Origin of the sequence: Chelatococcus albus, from assembly GCF_030067675.1 — a bacterium.
Lineage (GTDB): Bacteria > Pseudomonadota > Alphaproteobacteria > Rhizobiales > Beijerinckiaceae > Chelatococcus_A > Chelatococcus_A albus.
On record NZ_JASJEV010000013.1, the window covers coordinates 1 to 16,378 of the forward strand.

The following is a 16,378-nucleotide window of genomic DNA, read 5'->3' on the forward strand; positions in this document are numbered from 1 at the left end:
CCGCTTCACCCGCCCAGCAGGGCATAACCAATGCCGGAAGCGAACTCAGAACTGGATAGAGCTTGGGGGCAACGTCACCGATCATCTCGCGCAGAGAATCGGCATCGGAGCTCTTCTCCAGCAGCCCGCGCAGACTCATCATCTCGTCGTTCATCGGAGGTCTCTTGGGTCAGGTGTGGATCTCGCAACCCAAACCTAACCGGCAACCGCCGATGACCACCCAGCTACACCACCATCAGGGGCACGACCCGTCAGTTAGGTGCCCTTGTCGGAGACGATCATCAGCGGCCGGCCGCGCGTCTCGACGAGAGCATCGAGTTCCCGCGCCACCCGCCTGCCTGACAGCGATGCGTCCACCACGAGCGCCAGGCACTCGCGGCTGAAGTCATCGACCACCACCATCACGCGGAAGCGTCGACCGTCGGCCAGCATGTCCGCGACGAAGTCGAGGCTCCAGCGCTGGTTCGGGCCCTGCGGCAGTGTCATCGGCGCCCGCATTCCTAGGGCCCGCTTGCGGCCGCCGCGCTTCCTCACCGTCAGGCGTTCCTCCCGATAGAGGCGGAACAGCTTCTTGTGGTTCAGCTCGATGCCTTCTCGCCGCAGCAGGATGTGCAGGCGCCGGTAGCCGAACCGCCGCCGCTGCTGCGCCAGTTCCTTCAGCCTGCCCCGCAGGGCGGTGTCGTCCGGCCGCCGCGACACGTAGCGGTAGGTCTTCGGGTCGAGCCTGACCAGACCGCAAGCGCGCCGCTGCGAGCAGCACTTCTCTTCGATCGCCCAGGTCACGAAGCGCTTCCTTGTCCTGGGCGTCAGAACTTTCCCAGCGCCTCCTTCAGCGTCGCGACGTCCAGCATCGATTCCGCCAGCAGCTTCTTGAGCCGTCGGTTCTCATCCTCAAGGCTCTTCAGCCGCCGAGCCTCCGATACCTCCATGCCGCCATAGCGGCTGCGCCAGTTGTAAAAGGTCGCCTCCGAGATCCCATCCTTGCGGCACAGCTCCGCCGTCGGGATTCCCGCCTGGTGCTCCTTCAGCACGCCAATGATCTGATTCTCGCTGAACCGGCTCTTCTTCATCTCCGTCTCCTCTCGACGGAGTCCAGTTCAAACCGAGGGCACTCCAGGGGGCAACGTCAAGGCCATGACGGAAGAGCCGGCCATGGCGGCGTGACTCAAACCAAACGGCCTCCGGCGAACCCGGGGCGGTTCAAGGTCGTCGGAGTGACCGAGCGATGGCGGCGAGCGCCCAAGGTTGGTTCTGCAGTTGGTGCGGCAGCACGCTTCTAGCGTAGTGCCTCGCCACATGAAGAGGGATCTGCGGCGTTTCGCCTACGAGTGCCAGCTCCTCAGCGACCAAGGGATAAAGGAATCCCTTCTCAACGAGTTCTCTGAAGTATGAGGCAAGCCCTGCGGGTATCCCTGGGACGCGCGCGCGGCTGGCCGCTAGAAGCGCCATGGCATCCATCGTTCGGTAGGATATATGAGCGGCAGTCGTATTCACGTGATCTCCCGGATAGGCGGGTGTATTGGTTGAGACATCGTCTTCAACGGTCCATCCTTGGAAGAAGTCACCACTTGAGTATCTCCAGAATATGGGTCTGCTGGATATATTCTCCTCCCTCAAAAAAGTGTCTACCATCCTGCTAACGGTCATCATGAGATTTGGATTCTTGTCCAGGGCACCTAACATTGCCAGGGCTTCAATCCAAGCGCTTTGATAATTCCAGGCAACATTCACCCCGTCGGCCCAGAACGGACTGTTTCGCAAAAAGCGTATTTCCGTCCGTCCTTTCTCAGTTGAATCAAAAATACGTTCAACCGAAATGGTTGGACTCACTAGTTCCGCTTCAAGTGCCTCAAGGGTGCGATCAGTACCAGAATCTTGGGTTAGCTCGCGAGCTCGTTTGAGAACCCTGGCAATGCGCCCCAGATGAACAACCGAAGCGATTGGCTCTCTATTCAAACTATACCGCTTCGAGAGATACCAAGGATATGGCTGATCGTTTAGGCTTGCGATACGTCTCGCCTCCAGACGAGCACGTTCAGTCGCGTCTTGACGAAGTTTCTCAAATGCGCCAGGCAATCCAGATTGATTTCGTCCAAGCGTAATCAAGCCGTTCACGTAGTAAACACTGCTCCACGCGATTTGCCCCTCCATATTATTCTGCGAATAGCCCGCAACTCCTGATCCGCGCAGTCGGCGCAGATCGAAGGACAGCAGGTCCACTAGATCATCGACCGTGTGAACCGCTTGATAGGCAGGTCTGCCGTCTTGAACGCGCAACTTATATGGTATGATTGTCGCGGGCACATTCTCACAGTCGGGCTGGGCTGCAATCCGACATACAGAAAAGACAGGATCATCCGGACTTGGCGCTTTCGAGAGACGATCGTCGAACTGGACTTGGAATAGGCCCCAAGCCACCCGACCATCACTGGCCAACTCCACCAGAATCCCTTTCTCATTCAATGGGGTCTGGAGTTCTCTGACCTCAATAGCATTGTCACTGCCTGCGATCAGGCTGCAAGAAGTTTGACTACATACCAAGTGCCCTCCCGCGATCTGAGCGTCCAATCCTGCTATATCAAGGCCGGACGGCATTGGTGCCGTCGTAAGTTTTTCCAGTAAGGCGCGATCGCCATCAATTCTGATTTCGTACAGGTCATTGCCTTCAGACGGTCGGGAAAATCGTCTACCCGACGGAATATTCACTGAAGCGTCATACACAAGGAGAAAAATTCTCCCATTCGCCACAAAGGCATGTTGAATATTAAAGCTGTTCCTTTCGTCGTATGCCAAGTTTAGTGGCTTGAAGCCTTTTCCCTTAACTTCAGCGAGAAGAGCAAAGTGCCCAATAGGTGCCCTTCTGGCGATGATATATCGCGTCCCCGAACGCTCCAAGAGTGCCAGCGGAATGTATGAATTTGGAATGCTTGTCCCATCGGACAGGCAAGCAGGCAATCCATCTGTATTGATGATTATGTCACCCGCGCCGGTCGTTCGGGAAATATTCGCAAACGGGAGCACTGGCCCGCTGTTACAGGAAGTTTGAGTTTCTGCACTCGCCACTGTTGGCAGCATGCCGACAAGCCACAGAGCGGCAACGAAGATAAGGGCTTGCATTAGGCTCATGTGACGTGCTCCCCATTCTCCTGCCGATCATAAGTTAGGCCCGGCTGGTTTTGAGCCTGCCGCCGATGCTGGATCGGCCTGCTGGCCGCTTCCAGGAAACCGGAGGCAGATCAGTATAAGTCGGTCACCGCGGGCTGCACGCCGGTGGCCGATTGACGAGCGATATCGGGGGCTTGTTGCCGATCGCGCTGTGATGTCGTAGCTCGTTGTACCCCCTTGGCCAAGCCTCCACTTTCTCCCGGGCGTCAGGCAGGCTCATGAACCAGTGCGCGTTGAGGCATTCTGGCCGTGCCGCAGGGGTCGAACCAGCGCTGGAGCCTCGACTTCGTCTCCGACATGCTCGCCGACGACCGGCGCTTCTGCGTGCTGGTGGTGGTCGACGACTTCAGCCGGGAGTGCCTGGCGCTCGTCGTCGACACCTCACTGTCGGGCATCCGCGTCGCCCGCGAGCTCGACGCGGCCCGCGGCCGGCCGCTTATGATCGTCAGCGACAACGGCACCGAGCTGACGTCGCGGGCGATCCTGCAATGGCAGGAGGGCCAGGCCGTCGAATGGCGCTACATCGCGCCTGGCAAGCCCATCCAGAACGCCTTCGTCGAGAGCCTGAACGGCCGCTTCCGCGACGAATGCCTCAACGAGCACCTGTTCCGTAGCCTGCCGGCTGATCGAAGAATGGAGGATCGACTACAATGCCCATAGGCCGCACATGAGCCTCGGCGGCCTCACCCCGAACGAGTTCGCAGCCAGGTCCCAGATGGACCAGATCGAGAACAAGGTTCAATTATGAACGAGGGCAAAATGGGGGCAAGGTCATTGGGCCATGAGAAGGAACGCGGTGTCGAGCGCCATCGCTGTTTGCCTTTGAAAAATCGAGCGAAACAAGCCACTAATCACAAGAGTCGGCAGTGCCAGTCGACCCAATCTCGTGTGGCTTTAAAAAATCGTAACAAATGATTGGAAAATATCGGCAATTTTCCGTTGCGCCCATGCTCGACTGGACGGACCGCCGCTGCCGGTTCTTCCATCGCATCCTGTCGCGCCGGGCGCGGCTCTACACCGAGATGGTGACGACCGGCGCCGTCGTTCACGGGGATCGCGAGCGCCTGATCGGCTTCAGTTGCGAGGAGCATCCGGTCGCCGTGCAGCTCGGCGGCTGCGATCCGCGCGAGCTCGCGCTGGCGGCCCGCATCTGTGCCGATTTCGGATATGACGAGGTCAATCTCAATGTCGGCTGTCCGTCGGATCGCGTGCAGGACGGGCGCTTCGGCGCCTGCCTGATGCTGCGGCCGCAACTCGTCGGCGAGTGCGTCGCCGCCATGAAGGCGGCCGTGCGCATCCCTGTCACCGTGAAATGCCGCATCGGCGTCGACGACCAGGATCCCGAAGAGGCGCTGGACAGGCTGACGGAGGCGGTGGTCGCCGCCGGTGTCGACGCGCTCGTCGTCCACGCCCGCAAGGCCTGGCTGCAGGGCCTCTCGCCCAGGGAGAACCGCGAGATCCCGCCGCTCGACTACGAGCGTGTGCGGCGCCTGAAACGGGCGCATCCCGACCTGCCGATCGTGCTCAACGGCGGGCTTGCCACGCTCGATCAGGCCGTGGGCGAACTCGCCCATGTCGATGGCGTCATGTTCGGGCGCGCCGCCTACCACACGCCGGAGATCCTCATCGGCGTCGATCCGCTCATCTTCGGCGAACCGGCGCCGGTGGCGAATGCCGAGGAGGCGGTCGAGCTGTTCATCCCCTACATCGAGACCGGTCTTGCCGCCGGCGCCCGCCTCAGCGAGTATACCCGCCATCTCCTCGGCCTCTTCGCCGGCCGGCGGGGCGCGCGTGCCTTCCGACGGCATCTCGCGACCGAGGCGGTGAAGCCCGGCGCCGGGATCGGCGTCTTGCGCGCCGCGCTGGCGCATGTCACGCAGGCCGTCGAACCCGCCAGCACCGCAGCCTGACCGCCCATCGCGAGACGAGCACATGCCGGCCCATGTTCCGAAGGATACGGATTTCGAAGGGCGCGTGCGCCGCAGCTTCGCCCGACAGGGCGTGATGGAGACCATCGGCGCAGTGATGACGCAGGTCGCGCCCGGCGAGGTCGAGATCGCCATGCCCGTTTCCGCGCAGGTTGGCCAGCAGCACGGCTTCGTCCACGCCGGCATCGTCGCCACCATCGCCGATTCCGCCTGTGGCTATGCCGCCCTCACGCTCATGCCCGCGGGCACCGGCGTGCTCACGGCCGAGTTCAAGATCAACCTGATGGCGCCGGCCGCCGGCGAGCGCCTGATCGCGCGGGGCACCGTGGTGCGCTCCGGGCGCCTTCTCAGCGTCGCCCAGGCGGAGGTCGCGGCCGAGGGCGACGGCCAGCGCAAGACGGTCGCCCTCATGACCGCGACCCTCGTCAATGTCGAAGGGCGCGACGGCATCGCGGACTGATTCCATCGTCCGCAGGCAGCCCGCGCGCGACGCCGGCAGGCTCCGGCCCGCCGCGGGGCTGTCATGAGGCCTGCGCCCTTGCTCTCGCGGCACAAATGGCGGAGATGGGGTATTCCTGCCGGGTTGTGGAACGCTCCCCCCATGTTCTCCGGAATTCCAGTGTCGGAACTCGCGTGGCTCGCGGCCGCGCTGCTCGCAGCCGGGGCACTCACCGGCATTCTCGCCGGCGTCTTCGGCGTCGGCGGCGGCGCCGTCGTCGTGCCGGTGCTCTATGAACTCTTCCGCATGGTCGGCGTGCCGGAGGAGGTGCGCATGCCGCTGTGCGTCGGTACCTCGCTCGCCATCATCATCCCGACCTCCATCCGTTCCTTCAACGCGCATCGGGCGCACGGCGCGGTCGATCTGTCCATCATCAGGATCTGGGCGGCGCCGGTCGTCCTCGGCGTCGTGGCCGGCAGCTTCATCGCCCGCTATGCTCCGGCGGACCTGTTCAAGGGCGTCTTCGTCGCGGTCGCCGGCGTGTCGGCCGTGCGCCTCCTCTTCGGCAGGGATTCCTGGAAGCTCGGCGACGACATGCCGTCGACGCTCGTCATGCGCCTCTACGGCACGCTCATCGGCATTCTGTCGTCGCTCATGGGCATCGGCGGAGGCCAGCTCTCCAACCTGTTCATGACCTTCTACGGCCGGCCGATCCACCAGGCGGTCGCCACCTCCTCCGGCCTCGGCCTGCTGATCTCGGTGCCCGGGGCGCTCGGCTACATCTATGCCGGCTGGCCGCGGGCGGCCGAGTTCCCGGATGTCGCCGCCCTGCAGCCGCCGCTCGCGCTCGGCTATGTTTCGCTCATCGGCTTCATCCTCTTCGTGCCCACGAGCATCTGGACGGCGCCGATCGGGGCGCGCATCGCCCACGCGCTGCCCAAGCGCAAGCTCGAGGTCGCCTTTGGCGTCTTCCTGCTCACGGTCTGCCTGCGCTTCTTCGTGAGCCTCGTGACCTGACGGGACGGAACGGAGCGCCTACCGTCAGCGCAGGATCAGGTGCCCGTTCCGCACCTCGTAGGAGGCGAGGCGCTCGAGGAAGCTCATGCCCAGGAGGTTCTCGGACAAGGCACCGGGCCTTGCCACGAGGGCCGGGACGCGCCGCTCGATGATCGGCCCGACCGCGAGTCGATCGAGGACGACGGCCGCCGCGACGGTGCGGCCGTTCGCCGTCGTCATGGGATGCGAGTAGTCGAGTGTCCTTGCGTCGAAGCCCGCCACGCCGGCGGTCTCGCTCGTGAGCACGACCGTGCTGGCGCCGGTGTCGAAGACGAACTGCGCCGGTCGCCCGTTCACCTCGGCGGAGAGGATGAAACTGCCGCCGGCGTGCCGCGCGACGCTCACCTCGCCCCCGTCGGCGACCACGACATATCCCGGGGCGACTTCGCCGAGGAGGCGGTTGGCGAGGCGCGCGAGGTCGAAGCGGTAGCTGTAGAGCGCAACGAGGGCGACGATGAGGGCGAGCCAGAAGGCGAGCGCCTCGAGCGCCTGCGTCCACCGGCCGCGGAAATGCCGCACCACCCAGCCGAGCACAAGGATGCCGACGGCGCTCACCCAGGCGAGCGACGCGATCTGGTCCGGCCGGAAGCCGCCGATCGTCTCCTCGCCGTGGAAGACCAGGAGCAGCGCGACAGCACCGAGCACGATGGCGAGGGCGATCGCGCCGCGCATGGCTCAGGCCCCTTCGACGCCGGCGACGTGCGCGCGGCGGGCCCGAATCTCGGCGAGCCGCTGCGGCAGGCCGGTCATGATGCGTCGCCGCTGCCATTCGCTCATGCGCAGCCAGCGCGCCACCTCGGAGCGCGTGCGGCCGCAGCCCTCGCAGAAGCCCGTCTGGTCGTCGAGCACGCAGATCTTCACGCAGGGGGTCGATATGGTGGTCATCGTCGCTGGTTGCCTTCGGCCCTGCCCATCATTGCCCCGTTCGGCCCGTCGCCATCAAGAGGCCGATGAGGAGGCCGATCTCGGCAAGCTGCTGCACCGCTCCGGCCACATCGCCCGTCTGACCGCCGATCTTGGCACGCGCCACGGCCGTCGCGCCGAGGGCGAGGGCGGTGGCGAAGGCGAGCGCGAAGGCCAAGCCCGGCGCGGGAAAGCTCCCGGCCGAGGCGCAGAGCGCGGCAATGGCGAGGGCGAAGCCTGCCGCGAGCCCCAGCGTCCGCCGCGTCGGGCGGCCGACGGCGGCCGAGGCGCCGTCAGGCCGCGCCGGCGGCAGCAGGGCGAGCGGCACGAGCCCTAGGGTGCGGGAGACCGCCGCGGCGGCGATCATCGCGCCGGCCGTGCCCGCCACGCCGGTTCGCTCGAAGAGTGTGGCGAGGGCTCCGACCCGCAGCATCAGGGCGAGGGCGAGCGCCACGGTGCCGTAGGAGCCCACGCGGCTGTCCTTCATGATCTCGAGGCGGCGCTCGCGCGTGGTGCCTCCCCAGAAGCCGTCCGCCACGTCGGCAAGGCCGTCCTCGTGGAAGGCGCCGGTGACGGCAACGAGGGCCGCGACGGCGAGCCCGCTCGCGACCAGCGGCCCCGAACCGAGCCCCGCCGCCGCGACAGCGACGGCCGCGCCGATCGCGCCGATGAAGGCGCCGGCAACAGGCGCCATGCGCGGCATGGTGCGAAAATCCGGCAGGGCGTGCGGGTCGGCTTCGCCCGGCAAGCGAGGCAGGGGCAGGCGCGAATAGAAGCGCAGGCAGCCGGCAAGGTCGCGCATCAGCGGCGTGACGAGCCCCGCCGTTCCTGCCGGAGAGGCCGTATCGCGCCTGTCGTTCGAGGTTCTGCTCATCGCCTTACCTTCACCCGCGCCCGCTCGGGGGCTATAGGACGCCAGCCTTGCCTGAATCGCCAGCGCCGAGCCGGCCTCGCGGAGGAGACGAGATAATGGATGCGATCGCCACGGGCCTGCCCTTCGACGACGTGCGGCGGCTCGTCGCGATGATGCCGGGAGCGGACCTCGACGCCGTCGCCGCCGTGCGCGAGCGCGACCGCGAGCTCACGAAACCCGCTGGCGCCCTCGGCCGCCTGGAGGAGATCGCCCGGTGGCTTGCCGCGTGGCAGGGCAATGCCCGGCCCGCGGTGACGCGCCCGCTCGTCTGCGTCTTTGCGGCCAACCACGGCGTCGTCAAGCAGGGCGTGTCGCCCTATCCGCAGAGTGTGACACGCCAGATGTTGGAGAACTTCGCTGCCGGGGGCGCCGCCATCAATCAGATCTGCGCGGCCTACGACCTCGGCTTCAAGGTCTTCGACCTCGCCCTCGACCTGCCGACCGGCGACATCAGCGAGGAGCCGGCCATGGACGAGAAGGCCTGCGTCGCCACCATGGCCTTCGGCATGGAGGCCATCGCCGGCGGTACCGACCTTCTCTGCCTCGGCGAAATGGGCATCGGCAACACGACGATCGCGGCAGCGATCTACGCCGCGCTCTATGGCGGCCCCGTGGCCCAGTGGGTCGGCCGCGGCACGGGCCTCGACGACGCCGGCCTCGCCCGCAAGGTCGCGGTGGTCGAGAAGGCGCTCGCCACGCATGCGGGGCACCTGAGCGATCCCCTGGAAGTGCTGCGCCGGCTCGGCGGGCGCGAGGTCGCCGCCATCGCCGGCGCCATCCTCGCCGCGCGCCTGCAGCGCATCCCCGTGATCCTCGACGGCTATGTCGTCACGGCGGCGGCGGCGATCCTGCAGGCGCTCGATCCGACTGCGCTCGACCACTGCCTCGCCGGCCACTGCTCGGCGGAAGGGGCGCACGGCGAAGCGCTGCGGCGGCTCGGCAAGGCGCCGCTCCTCGACCTCGGCATGCGCCTCGGCGAGGGCACGGGCGCAGCGCTCGCGGCTGGCATCGTCAAGGCGGCGGCGGCCTGCCACAACGACATGGCGACCTTCGCCCAGGCACACGTCGACCAAGCCGAGGCGGCTCCGACGACGGCCGGGTAGGCGCGGGCAGCCCGTCGCCCCGCCGGGCGATGGGCGTGTTGCCCGTCAGGCGGCGCTGCGGCGGCGCTCATCCGGGATCGTCGACTGCGCCGACGGGACAGGCGCGAGCGCGTCCATCACCCGCTCCGGCGGGAAGGTGACGATGGCCTCGGTGCCCTCGCGCGGCTTCGACTTGAGCGTGAAGCCGCCGCCGTGCAGCTCGACGAGGCCCTTCACGATCGGCAGGCCGAGGCCCGAACCCTGCTCGGCCGTCTTGATGGCGAGCGAGCCGCGGCCAAAGGAGGCCATGACGACGGGGATCTCTTCCTCCGGAATGCCCGGGCCGTTGTCGCGGATGCTGATGTACTGGCCGCCCGCGGCCGTCCAGCCCACCTTGATGGTGACCTCTCCACCCTGGGGGGTGAACTTGATGGCATTGGACAGGAGGTTGAGAACCACCTGTCGCAGGGCACGCTCGTCCACCCAGAGCCGCGGCAGGTTGTCTTCGATCGCCTCGCGGATGGTGAGGCTGCGCGCTCGCGCCCTGAGGGCGAGCATGTGTTGGCATTCCTCGACCACCTGCGCCAGGGGCACGGCCTCCTCCTGCAGTTCGTAGCGCCCGGCCTCGATGCGCGACAGGTCGAGGATCTCGTTGATGAGGTTGAGGAGGTGCTGGCCGCTGGCGTGGATATCGTCGGCATATTCCTTGTAGGCCGGAGCGACATGCCGGCCGAAGATCTCGTTCTTCATCACCTCGGAGAAGCCGAGGATGGCGTTGAGCGGCGTGCGCAGCTCGTGGCTCATCGTGGCGAGGAAGCGCGACTTGGCGAAGCTTGCCTCCTCGGCGCGGCGGCGCGCCTCGTCGGAATTGGCCTTCGCCTCTTCGAGCTCGGCGAAGAGCGCATCCTTCTCAGCCCGCGATTCGAGGGTGGCGACGGCGCTCGAATAGAGGCGGTGGGCGAGGAAGATGAAGAAGAGCTGCGCACTCGCCCCCATCAGCGCCATGGTCAGGGCGTCGATCTCGCGCGAGGGCGTGAAGAAGCCGATGAGCGCGACGGCGACCGGTACGAGGCCGGCGTAGACCGCGATGGGAATGGTGGCCGACAGCATCGCCGTGACCGCGGCCACCATCAGCAGCACGAAGAGCACGAAGATGCGCGCCGCCGGCTGGTCGGTCGCGAGCAGCACGGTGACGATCAGCGCCCAGGCCGAACCCTGCAGCATCTCGCCGAGGACGAAGCGGCGCCGCCAGACAGCGACGTCCACGTCCTCGGCCGCCTGCGTGAGGAACCGGCGGGACAGCATCACCATGGCCGCGAGCGCACCCGTGACGGCGAGGAACCAGAGCGCCGCAGCCTGGGCCGCGATGAAGGCGCAGGCCATGGCGGCGATCGCCGCGGCGAGCACGATCTGCGGGACGAAGGCGCCGAGGCGGTACTGGCTGAAGAGGCGGACGAGCTCGTAGTCGAAGGCGCGCTGCAGGCCGGTCGAGGAGGTGAGGCGTTCGCGCGCGGCCCGCACGTCCTGCGCCAGCCTGCGGCGACGGGCGATCTCGGCGGGATCGGCACCGCCGCGCCCGCGCTGAATCATCTCGGCGGTCAGCTCAGTCATCGTCGTACGCGCACTCGACCGACGCCGGCCCGTTCTGGTCCGGTTGTACCCAGAATTGCCATGAAACCGTTAATGTGTGGCTCACACGAGTCGGAGGATTGTCGGCTTTCGTGGTGAATCGAACGCTAATGCGCCCGCGGGCGCGGCGCTCCCGCCGCCTGATCGACGGCATGGCGGCGCTCGCGCTCCTCGGTGGACTGGCCGTGCTCCTGGGCGTCCAGGAGAAGAAGACCCGCGTTTCGCTCGCCGGCCGCGGCGAGGCCATCGACGGCGATTCCCTGCGCCTCGGCGGGCGCGAGCTGCGTCTCGACGGCATTGATGCGCCCGAGCTGCATCAGCTCTGCGAACGCGAGGGACACCCCTATGAATGCGGCCGGCTCGCCCGGCGCGTCCTGGCCGAGAGGCTGGCTCGGGGCTCCGTCTCCTGTGACGTTGTGGGCGATGACCGCTACGGCCGCGGCCTCGCGCGATGCAAGGCCGAGGGCAAGGATCTCAATGCCGCCCTCGTGCGCGAGGGCATCGCCCTCGCCTACGGCGCCTATGCGAACGAGGAGGCGGAAGCGCGCTCCGCCCGCCGCGGCCTGTGGGCGGGCAGTTTCGAGCGCCCGGCGGACTGGCGCCGGCGGCATCCGCACCCGTGAGCCTCGAGCTGGAGGTTCGGCGCTGACAATCGGCGGCCATCCCGGTCGCAGCGGGGCCGGGAGGGCGGTTCCGGCAAGCGAAGCGACGGCACCCATAGCGCAAACGCGTGCGCCGCGATGTGCGTTGTCGCACCTGCCGTTGATCTGAATTCGTCCAGTTTCAGCCGGAGAGGCGGCGCACGTTTCTCCTCGCGCGTCCCCGTGTCTCTCCTTTCCAGACATGTGCGAGGCCGCCATGATCAAGCTCACGATCAATGGGACCGCCCGCGAGCTCGATGTCGATCCCGACATGCCGCTGCTCTGGGCCATCCGCGACCACGTCCAGCTCACGGGAACCAAGTTCGGCTGCGGCCAGGCGCTGTGCGGCGCCTGCACCGTGCATCTCGACGGCCAGCCCATCCGCTCCTGCCAGACGCGCGTGGGCGACGTCGGCGGCGGCGAGATCACGACCATCGAGGGCGTCAGCGGCAGGGTGGCGGAGGCCGTGCGCGCCGCCTGGCGCGAGCTCGACGTGGTGCAGTGTGGCTACTGCCAGTCCGGCCAGATCATGTCGGCCATCGGCCTCCTGTCGCAGACGCCGAAGCCGACGGACGCCGACATCGACGCCGCGATGGACGGCAACATCTGTCGCTGCGGCACCTACCAGCGCATACGCGCCGCCATCCACGACGCATCGCGCGGGCTCGGCTGAGTGGAGGGGATCCATGTTCGCCAAACCGCTTGACAAGGCCGCCCTCGCGGCAACTTCGCGCCGCACCTTCCTCAAGGGCGCCGGCGCGCTCGGCGGCGCCTTCGTGCTCGCCACCCAGCTGCCGCTCACCGGCAAGGCCTTCGCCGCCAAGCCGGGCGATCCGCCGGCGCCGAATGCCTTCGTCCGGATCACCCCGGACAACACAGTTACCGTGCTCATCAAGCATATCGACATGGGGCAGGGGGTGACGACGGGCCTGCCCACCATCGTCGCCGAGGAGCTCGATGCCGACTGGGGGCAGATGCGCTTCGCCTTCGCCCCGGCGAATGCAGAGGTCTACAACAACCTCTTCTTCGGGCCGGTGCAGGGCACCGGCGGCTCCACCTCCACCGCCAACTCCTGGGAGCAGCTGCGCAAGGCGGGTGCTGCCATGCGCAGCATGCTCGTCGCCGCGGCGGCCGAGACGTGGAGGGTGCCTGCCGCCGCGATCACGGTGGAGAAGGGCGTCGTCCGGCACGCTGCCTCGGGCCGGTCGGCCACCTTCGGCGAGCTCGCCGCCAAGGCTGCGACAATGCCCGTGCCGGCCGAAGTCAAGCTGAAGGACCCGAGGGAATTCAAGCTCATCGGCACGCGCCTGCCGCGCCTCGACACGCCGGACAAGATCACCGGCAGGGGGACTTACGCCCTCGACGTCCGCCGCCCCGGCCAGCTCACCGCCGTCGTCGCCCATCCGCCGCGCTTCGGCGGCAGGGTGAAGGGCATCGATGCGGGCGAGGCGAAGAAGGTCCCGGGCGTCATCGACGTGGTGGAGATCCCGACCGGCGTCGCCGTTGTCGCCAAGGACACCTGGTCGGCGATCAGGGGCCGGGAGGCCCTGCGCGTCACCTGGGACTTCTCGGCGGCCGAGAACCGCTCGAGCGAGGCCATCATGGCCGAGTACAAGGCGCTCGCGGCCAAGCCCGGCCTCAAGGCGGCGGCCCGCGGCGACGTCGGCAAGGCGCTCGCCGGCGCGGCCAAGGTGCTCGAGGCGGAGTTCGAGTTCCCCTATCTCGCCCATGCGCCGATGGAGCCCCTGAACGGCGTGATCGAACCCACGCCCGGCGGCGCCACGATCTGGACCGGCTCGCAGTTCCAGACCATCGAGCAGGCTGTGGTCGGGTCGATCCTCGGCCTCGCGCCCGAGAAGGTGGCGATCACCTCCACCTATGCCGGCGGCTCCTTCGGCCGCCGGGCGACGCCGAATGCCGACTATCTCGCCGAGGCGGCGACGATCGCCAGGGCCACCGGCATGAAGGCGCCGATCCACCTCGTCTGGACGCGCGAGGACGACATGAAGGCCGGCCGTTACCGGCCGATGGTCTACCACAAGGTCCGGGCAGGCCTCGATGCGCGGGGCCGGCTCGTCGGCTGGGAGCATGTCATCGTCGGCAAGTCGATCCTTGCCGGCACGCCCTTCGAGGGAATGCTGGTCAAGGATGGCATCGACGCGACGACCGTCGAGGGCGTGGCCGACATGCCCTATGCCGTGCCCGACTTCCTCGCCACGGTGCACAACACGAAGGAGGGCGTGCCCGTGCTGTGGTGGCGCTCGGTCGGCCACACCCACACGGGTCACGCCGTCGAGACCTTCATGGACGAGCTCGCCCATGCCGCCGGCAAGGATGCCGTCGCGTTCCGGCTCGACCTCCTCGCCCACCATCCGCGCCATGTCGGCGTCCTGAAGCTCGCGGCGGAGAAGGCCGGCTGGGGCGAGGCCCTGCCCAAGGGCCGCGGGCGCGGGATTGCCGTGCACGAGTCCTTCTCGAGCTACGTCGCCATGGTCGCGGACGTGACGGTGAGCGGCGGCAAGCTCAAGGTCGACCGCATCGTGGCGGCCGTCGACTGCGGCCTCGCCATCAATCCCGACGTCGTGCGGGCGCAGGTGGAGGGGGCCGTCGGCTTCGCGCTCTCCTCCGTCCTGCGCAACCGCGTCACGCTGAAGGACGGCGAGGTGCAGGAGACGAATTTCGACGGCTTCGAGCCGACGCGCATGTCGGAGATGCCGAAGGTGGAGGTGCACATCCTCCCCTCCGCCGAGCCGCCGACCGGCATCGGGGAACCGGGCGTGCCATGCCTTGCACCGGCAATCGGCAACGCCGTCTTCGCGGCGACGGGCAAACGCCTGCGCTCCCTGCCGCTCGATCTCGCGAGCCTGAGCGGCACGTGACATCTCGCGGCGCGTGCCATTTCGCACATCGCGTGCCTGCGACCGGGCGTAGGGTCATGACCATCAAGTGACCCTCCCTTGACCCCTGCCACTGGGGCGCGGTGCCGAACCGCGCCCCTCTTTTTTGCCGGTCGGCGAAGGCTCCCCGGGTCGGGTCCTCCGCGGCCTTGGCGGCTTCGTTGAGTCGGATTGTGCGGACGGGACGAGGCGGTGAACCGGCCTTTCAGGAATGCCCGCCAAGAGATTCACCCGACTCGTCAAATCGCGCTGCCTGAATCGAAGTCTCAACGCTCCGCGTCGATGGAGGGGCCGGCGTTGACGCTGTCCCGCGCGGGCGTGATCCTCCCCTGGAGGGAGGAGAATTCATGCAGCTCTACGACGGTGGCCGGGCGCCCAACCCGCGGCGCGTGCGCGTGTTCCTGGCCGAGAAGGGCATCACGCTGCCGCTCGTGCCGGTCGATCTCGGCAAGCTGGAGCACAAGCGCCCCGCCTTCACGGCGATCAACCCCTTGCAGCGGGTGCCGGCTCTGGTCCTCGACGCCGGCACCGTCATCGCCGAATCGGTGGCGATCTGCCGTTACTTCGAGGAGACACATCCCGAGCCGCCGTTGTTCGGCGTTGGCGCCATCGACCGGGCGACGGTGGAGATGTGGAACCGGCGCATGGAGTTCGAGCTCCTCTTCCCGGTCACGCAGGTCTTCCGCCATCTGCACCCCGCCATGGCGGAGATGGAGGTGCCGCAGGTGCCGGCCTGGGGGGAGGCCAACAAGCCCCGTGTCATGGCCTTCCTGGCCCTGCTCGACGAGGCCCTGCGCGGGCGCCGCTATGTCGCCGGCGAGGCTCTCTCCATCGCCGACATCACCGGGCTCGTCGCCATCGACTTCATGAAGCCCGCCAGGCTCGCCGTGCCGGAACACCTGACGCAGGTCAGGCGCTGGCACGCCGACCTTTCGGCGCGCCCCAGCGCAGCGGCCTGACCCCATGCGCCTCACCATCGTCGGCTCGGGCGATGCCTTCGGCTCGGGAGGCCGGTTCAACACCTGTTTCCTGTTGCAGGGCTCGGGCGGCACGCTTGCCGTCGACTTCGGCGCCACGTCGCTCGTGGCACTCAAGCGGCTCGGACTGAGCACGAACGACATCGACGCCGTGGTCCTCAGCCACCTGCACGGCGACCATTTCGGCGGCCTGCCTTTCCTCCTGCTCGACGGCCAGTTCGCCGCGCGTCGGGACAAGCCGCTCGCCATCGCGGGCCCCGTGGGCACCGCGGAGCGCCTGCGCCAGGCGATGGAGATCCTCTTTCCCGGCTCATCCGGCAATGCCTGGCGCTTTCCGGTCGTGGTGGAGGACCGCCCCTGCCGCAAGGCCTTCTCCCTGTGCGGCCTGCGCATCGAGAGCATCGAGGTGATCCATCCCTCCGGCGCACCGGCGACGGCCCTGCGCATCGGCGACGGCGAGCGCGTCTTCGCCTATTCGGGGGATACGACCTGGACCGATGCGCTCGTCGACGTGGCGGCTGGCGCCGACCTCTTCATGTGCGAGTGCTACAAGCCGGGCGCCGCGCCCGCCAACCACCTGGGCTTCGCCACCATTGAGGAAAACCGGCCGCGGCTTTCAGCGCGCCGCATCATGCTCACCCACATGAGCGACGACGTCCTCGACCGCCTGGCCGAGATCGAGGCCAAGGGCTACGAGATCGCGCGCGACGGGCTGATGGTTGACATGTGAACCATATTCGCGGGACAC

At 67.4% G+C, this 16,378-nt stretch carries 14 protein-coding genes and 3 pseudogenes; 10 read left to right on the forward strand and 7 right to left on the reverse strand.

Translation table 11 applies throughout. From position 1 onward, the window contains the following. Window positions 1-258: 258 nt before the first annotated feature. The 3 genes and pseudogenes from QNA08_RS16305 to QNA08_RS16315 form a co-directional block, all read right to left on the reverse strand. Window positions 259-1,070: pseudogene (locus tag QNA08_RS16305) on the reverse strand (IS3 family transposase); the annotation flags it as partial. A 130-nt stretch (window positions 1,071-1,200) separates the two neighbouring features. Then, the gene (locus QNA08_RS16310) at window positions 1,201-3,126 is read right to left on the reverse strand and encodes a hypothetical protein (protein WP_283741790.1); all 1,926 of its coding nucleotides are present in this window, start codon (window positions 3,124-3,126) and stop codon (window positions 1,201-1,203) included. A gap of 124 nt (window positions 3,127-3,250) precedes the next feature. Continuing rightward, window positions 3,251-3,415: pseudogene (locus QNA08_RS16315) on the reverse strand (integrase core domain-containing protein); the annotation flags it as partial. Between the two features lie 47 nt (window positions 3,416-3,462). Here QNA08_RS16315 and QNA08_RS16320 point away from each other — a divergent pair. From QNA08_RS16320 to QNA08_RS16335, 4 genes and pseudogenes are all read left to right on the forward strand, one after another. Then, window positions 3,463-3,913, forward strand: a pseudogene (locus tag QNA08_RS16320) (integrase core domain-containing protein). Window positions 3,914-4,076: 163 nt separating this feature from the next. Continuing rightward, window positions 4,077-5,075: a tRNA dihydrouridine(20/20a) synthase DusA gene (gene dusA, locus QNA08_RS16325; RefSeq protein ID WP_283741791.1), complete on the forward strand. Its 999-nt coding sequence runs from the start codon at window positions 4,077-4,079 to the stop codon at window positions 5,073-5,075. 22 nt (window positions 5,076-5,097) lie between these two features. Next, on the forward strand, window positions 5,098-5,553 hold the full coding sequence (locus QNA08_RS16330) for a PaaI family thioesterase (protein ID WP_283741792.1): 456 nt from the start codon (window positions 5,098-5,100) through the stop codon (window positions 5,551-5,553). Between the two features lie 141 nt (window positions 5,554-5,694). Continuing rightward, window positions 5,695-6,549 carry a sulfite exporter TauE/SafE family protein gene (locus tag QNA08_RS16335; protein ID WP_283741793.1) on the forward strand — a complete coding sequence of 285 codons (855 nt, stop codon included), beginning with the start codon at window positions 5,695-5,697 and terminating at the stop codon, window positions 6,547-6,549. A gap of 24 nt (window positions 6,550-6,573) precedes the next feature. Here the strand turns inward: QNA08_RS16335 and QNA08_RS16340 are convergent, their stop codons facing one another. Genes QNA08_RS16340 through QNA08_RS16350 form a run of 3 tightly spaced genes read right to left on the reverse strand, consistent with a single transcriptional unit; the run spans window position 6,574 to window position 8,293 of the window. Then, window positions 6,574-7,260 (reverse strand): TIGR02281 family clan AA aspartic protease, encoded by a 687-nt coding sequence (locus QNA08_RS16340; protein WP_283741794.1) that lies wholly within the window; start codon window positions 7,258-7,260, stop codon window positions 6,574-6,576. A gap of 3 nt (window positions 7,261-7,263) precedes the next feature. Next, window positions 7,264-7,473 (reverse strand): DUF1289 domain-containing protein, encoded by a 210-nt coding sequence (locus tag QNA08_RS16345; RefSeq protein ID WP_283741795.1) that lies wholly within the window; start codon window positions 7,471-7,473, stop codon window positions 7,264-7,266. A 28-nt stretch (window positions 7,474-7,501) separates the two neighbouring features. Then, window positions 7,502-8,293, reverse strand: coding sequence for an adenosylcobinamide-GDP ribazoletransferase (locus QNA08_RS16350; RefSeq protein WP_283741870.1), 792 nt, complete (start codon window positions 8,291-8,293; stop codon window positions 7,502-7,504). A gap of 167 nt (window positions 8,294-8,460) precedes the next feature. Between QNA08_RS16350 and cobT the strand changes: the two genes are divergently transcribed. Next, window positions 8,461-9,507: a nicotinate-nucleotide--dimethylbenzimidazole phosphoribosyltransferase gene (gene cobT / locus QNA08_RS16355; protein WP_283741796.1), complete on the forward strand. Its 1,047-nt coding sequence runs from the start codon at window positions 8,461-8,463 to the stop codon at window positions 9,505-9,507. Between the two features lie 45 nt (window positions 9,508-9,552). Here cobT and QNA08_RS16360 read toward each other — a convergent pair whose 3' ends face one another. Continuing rightward, a complete protein-coding gene (locus QNA08_RS16360) occupies window positions 9,553-11,097 on the reverse strand; it encodes a sensor histidine kinase (protein WP_283741797.1) in 1,545 nt (514 codons plus the stop codon). A 113-nt stretch (window positions 11,098-11,210) separates the two neighbouring features. On the opposite strand from QNA08_RS16360, the gene QNA08_RS16365 reads away from it, so the two are divergent. The 5 genes from QNA08_RS16365 to QNA08_RS16385 all read left to right on the forward strand — a co-directional run bounded on the left by QNA08_RS16365 (window position 11,211) and on the right by QNA08_RS16385 (window position 16,360). Beyond that, window positions 11,211-11,738 carry a thermonuclease family protein gene (locus QNA08_RS16365; protein ID WP_283741798.1) on the forward strand — a complete coding sequence of 176 codons (528 nt, stop codon included), beginning with the start codon at window positions 11,211-11,213 and terminating at the stop codon, window positions 11,736-11,738. 235 nt (window positions 11,739-11,973) lie between these two features. Beyond that, window positions 11,974-12,429, forward strand: a complete 456-nt coding sequence (locus QNA08_RS16370) for a (2Fe-2S)-binding protein (RefSeq protein ID WP_283741799.1) — start codon at window positions 11,974-11,976, stop codon at window positions 12,427-12,429. 13 nt (window positions 12,430-12,442) lie between these two features. Then, window positions 12,443-14,635, forward strand: coding sequence for a xanthine dehydrogenase family protein molybdopterin-binding subunit (locus tag QNA08_RS16375; protein ID WP_283741800.1), 2,193 nt, complete (start codon window positions 12,443-12,445; stop codon window positions 14,633-14,635). Window positions 14,636-15,000: 365 nt separating this feature from the next. Then, window positions 15,001-15,612: a glutathione S-transferase family protein gene (locus tag QNA08_RS16380; protein ID WP_283741801.1), complete on the forward strand. Its 612-nt coding sequence runs from the start codon at window positions 15,001-15,003 to the stop codon at window positions 15,610-15,612. Between the two features lie 4 nt (window positions 15,613-15,616). After that, on the forward strand, window positions 15,617-16,360 hold the full coding sequence (locus QNA08_RS16385; protein WP_283741802.1) for an MBL fold metallo-hydrolase: 744 nt from the start codon (window positions 15,617-15,619) through the stop codon (window positions 16,358-16,360). The last annotated feature ends 18 nt before the right edge of the window (window positions 16,361-16,378 follow it).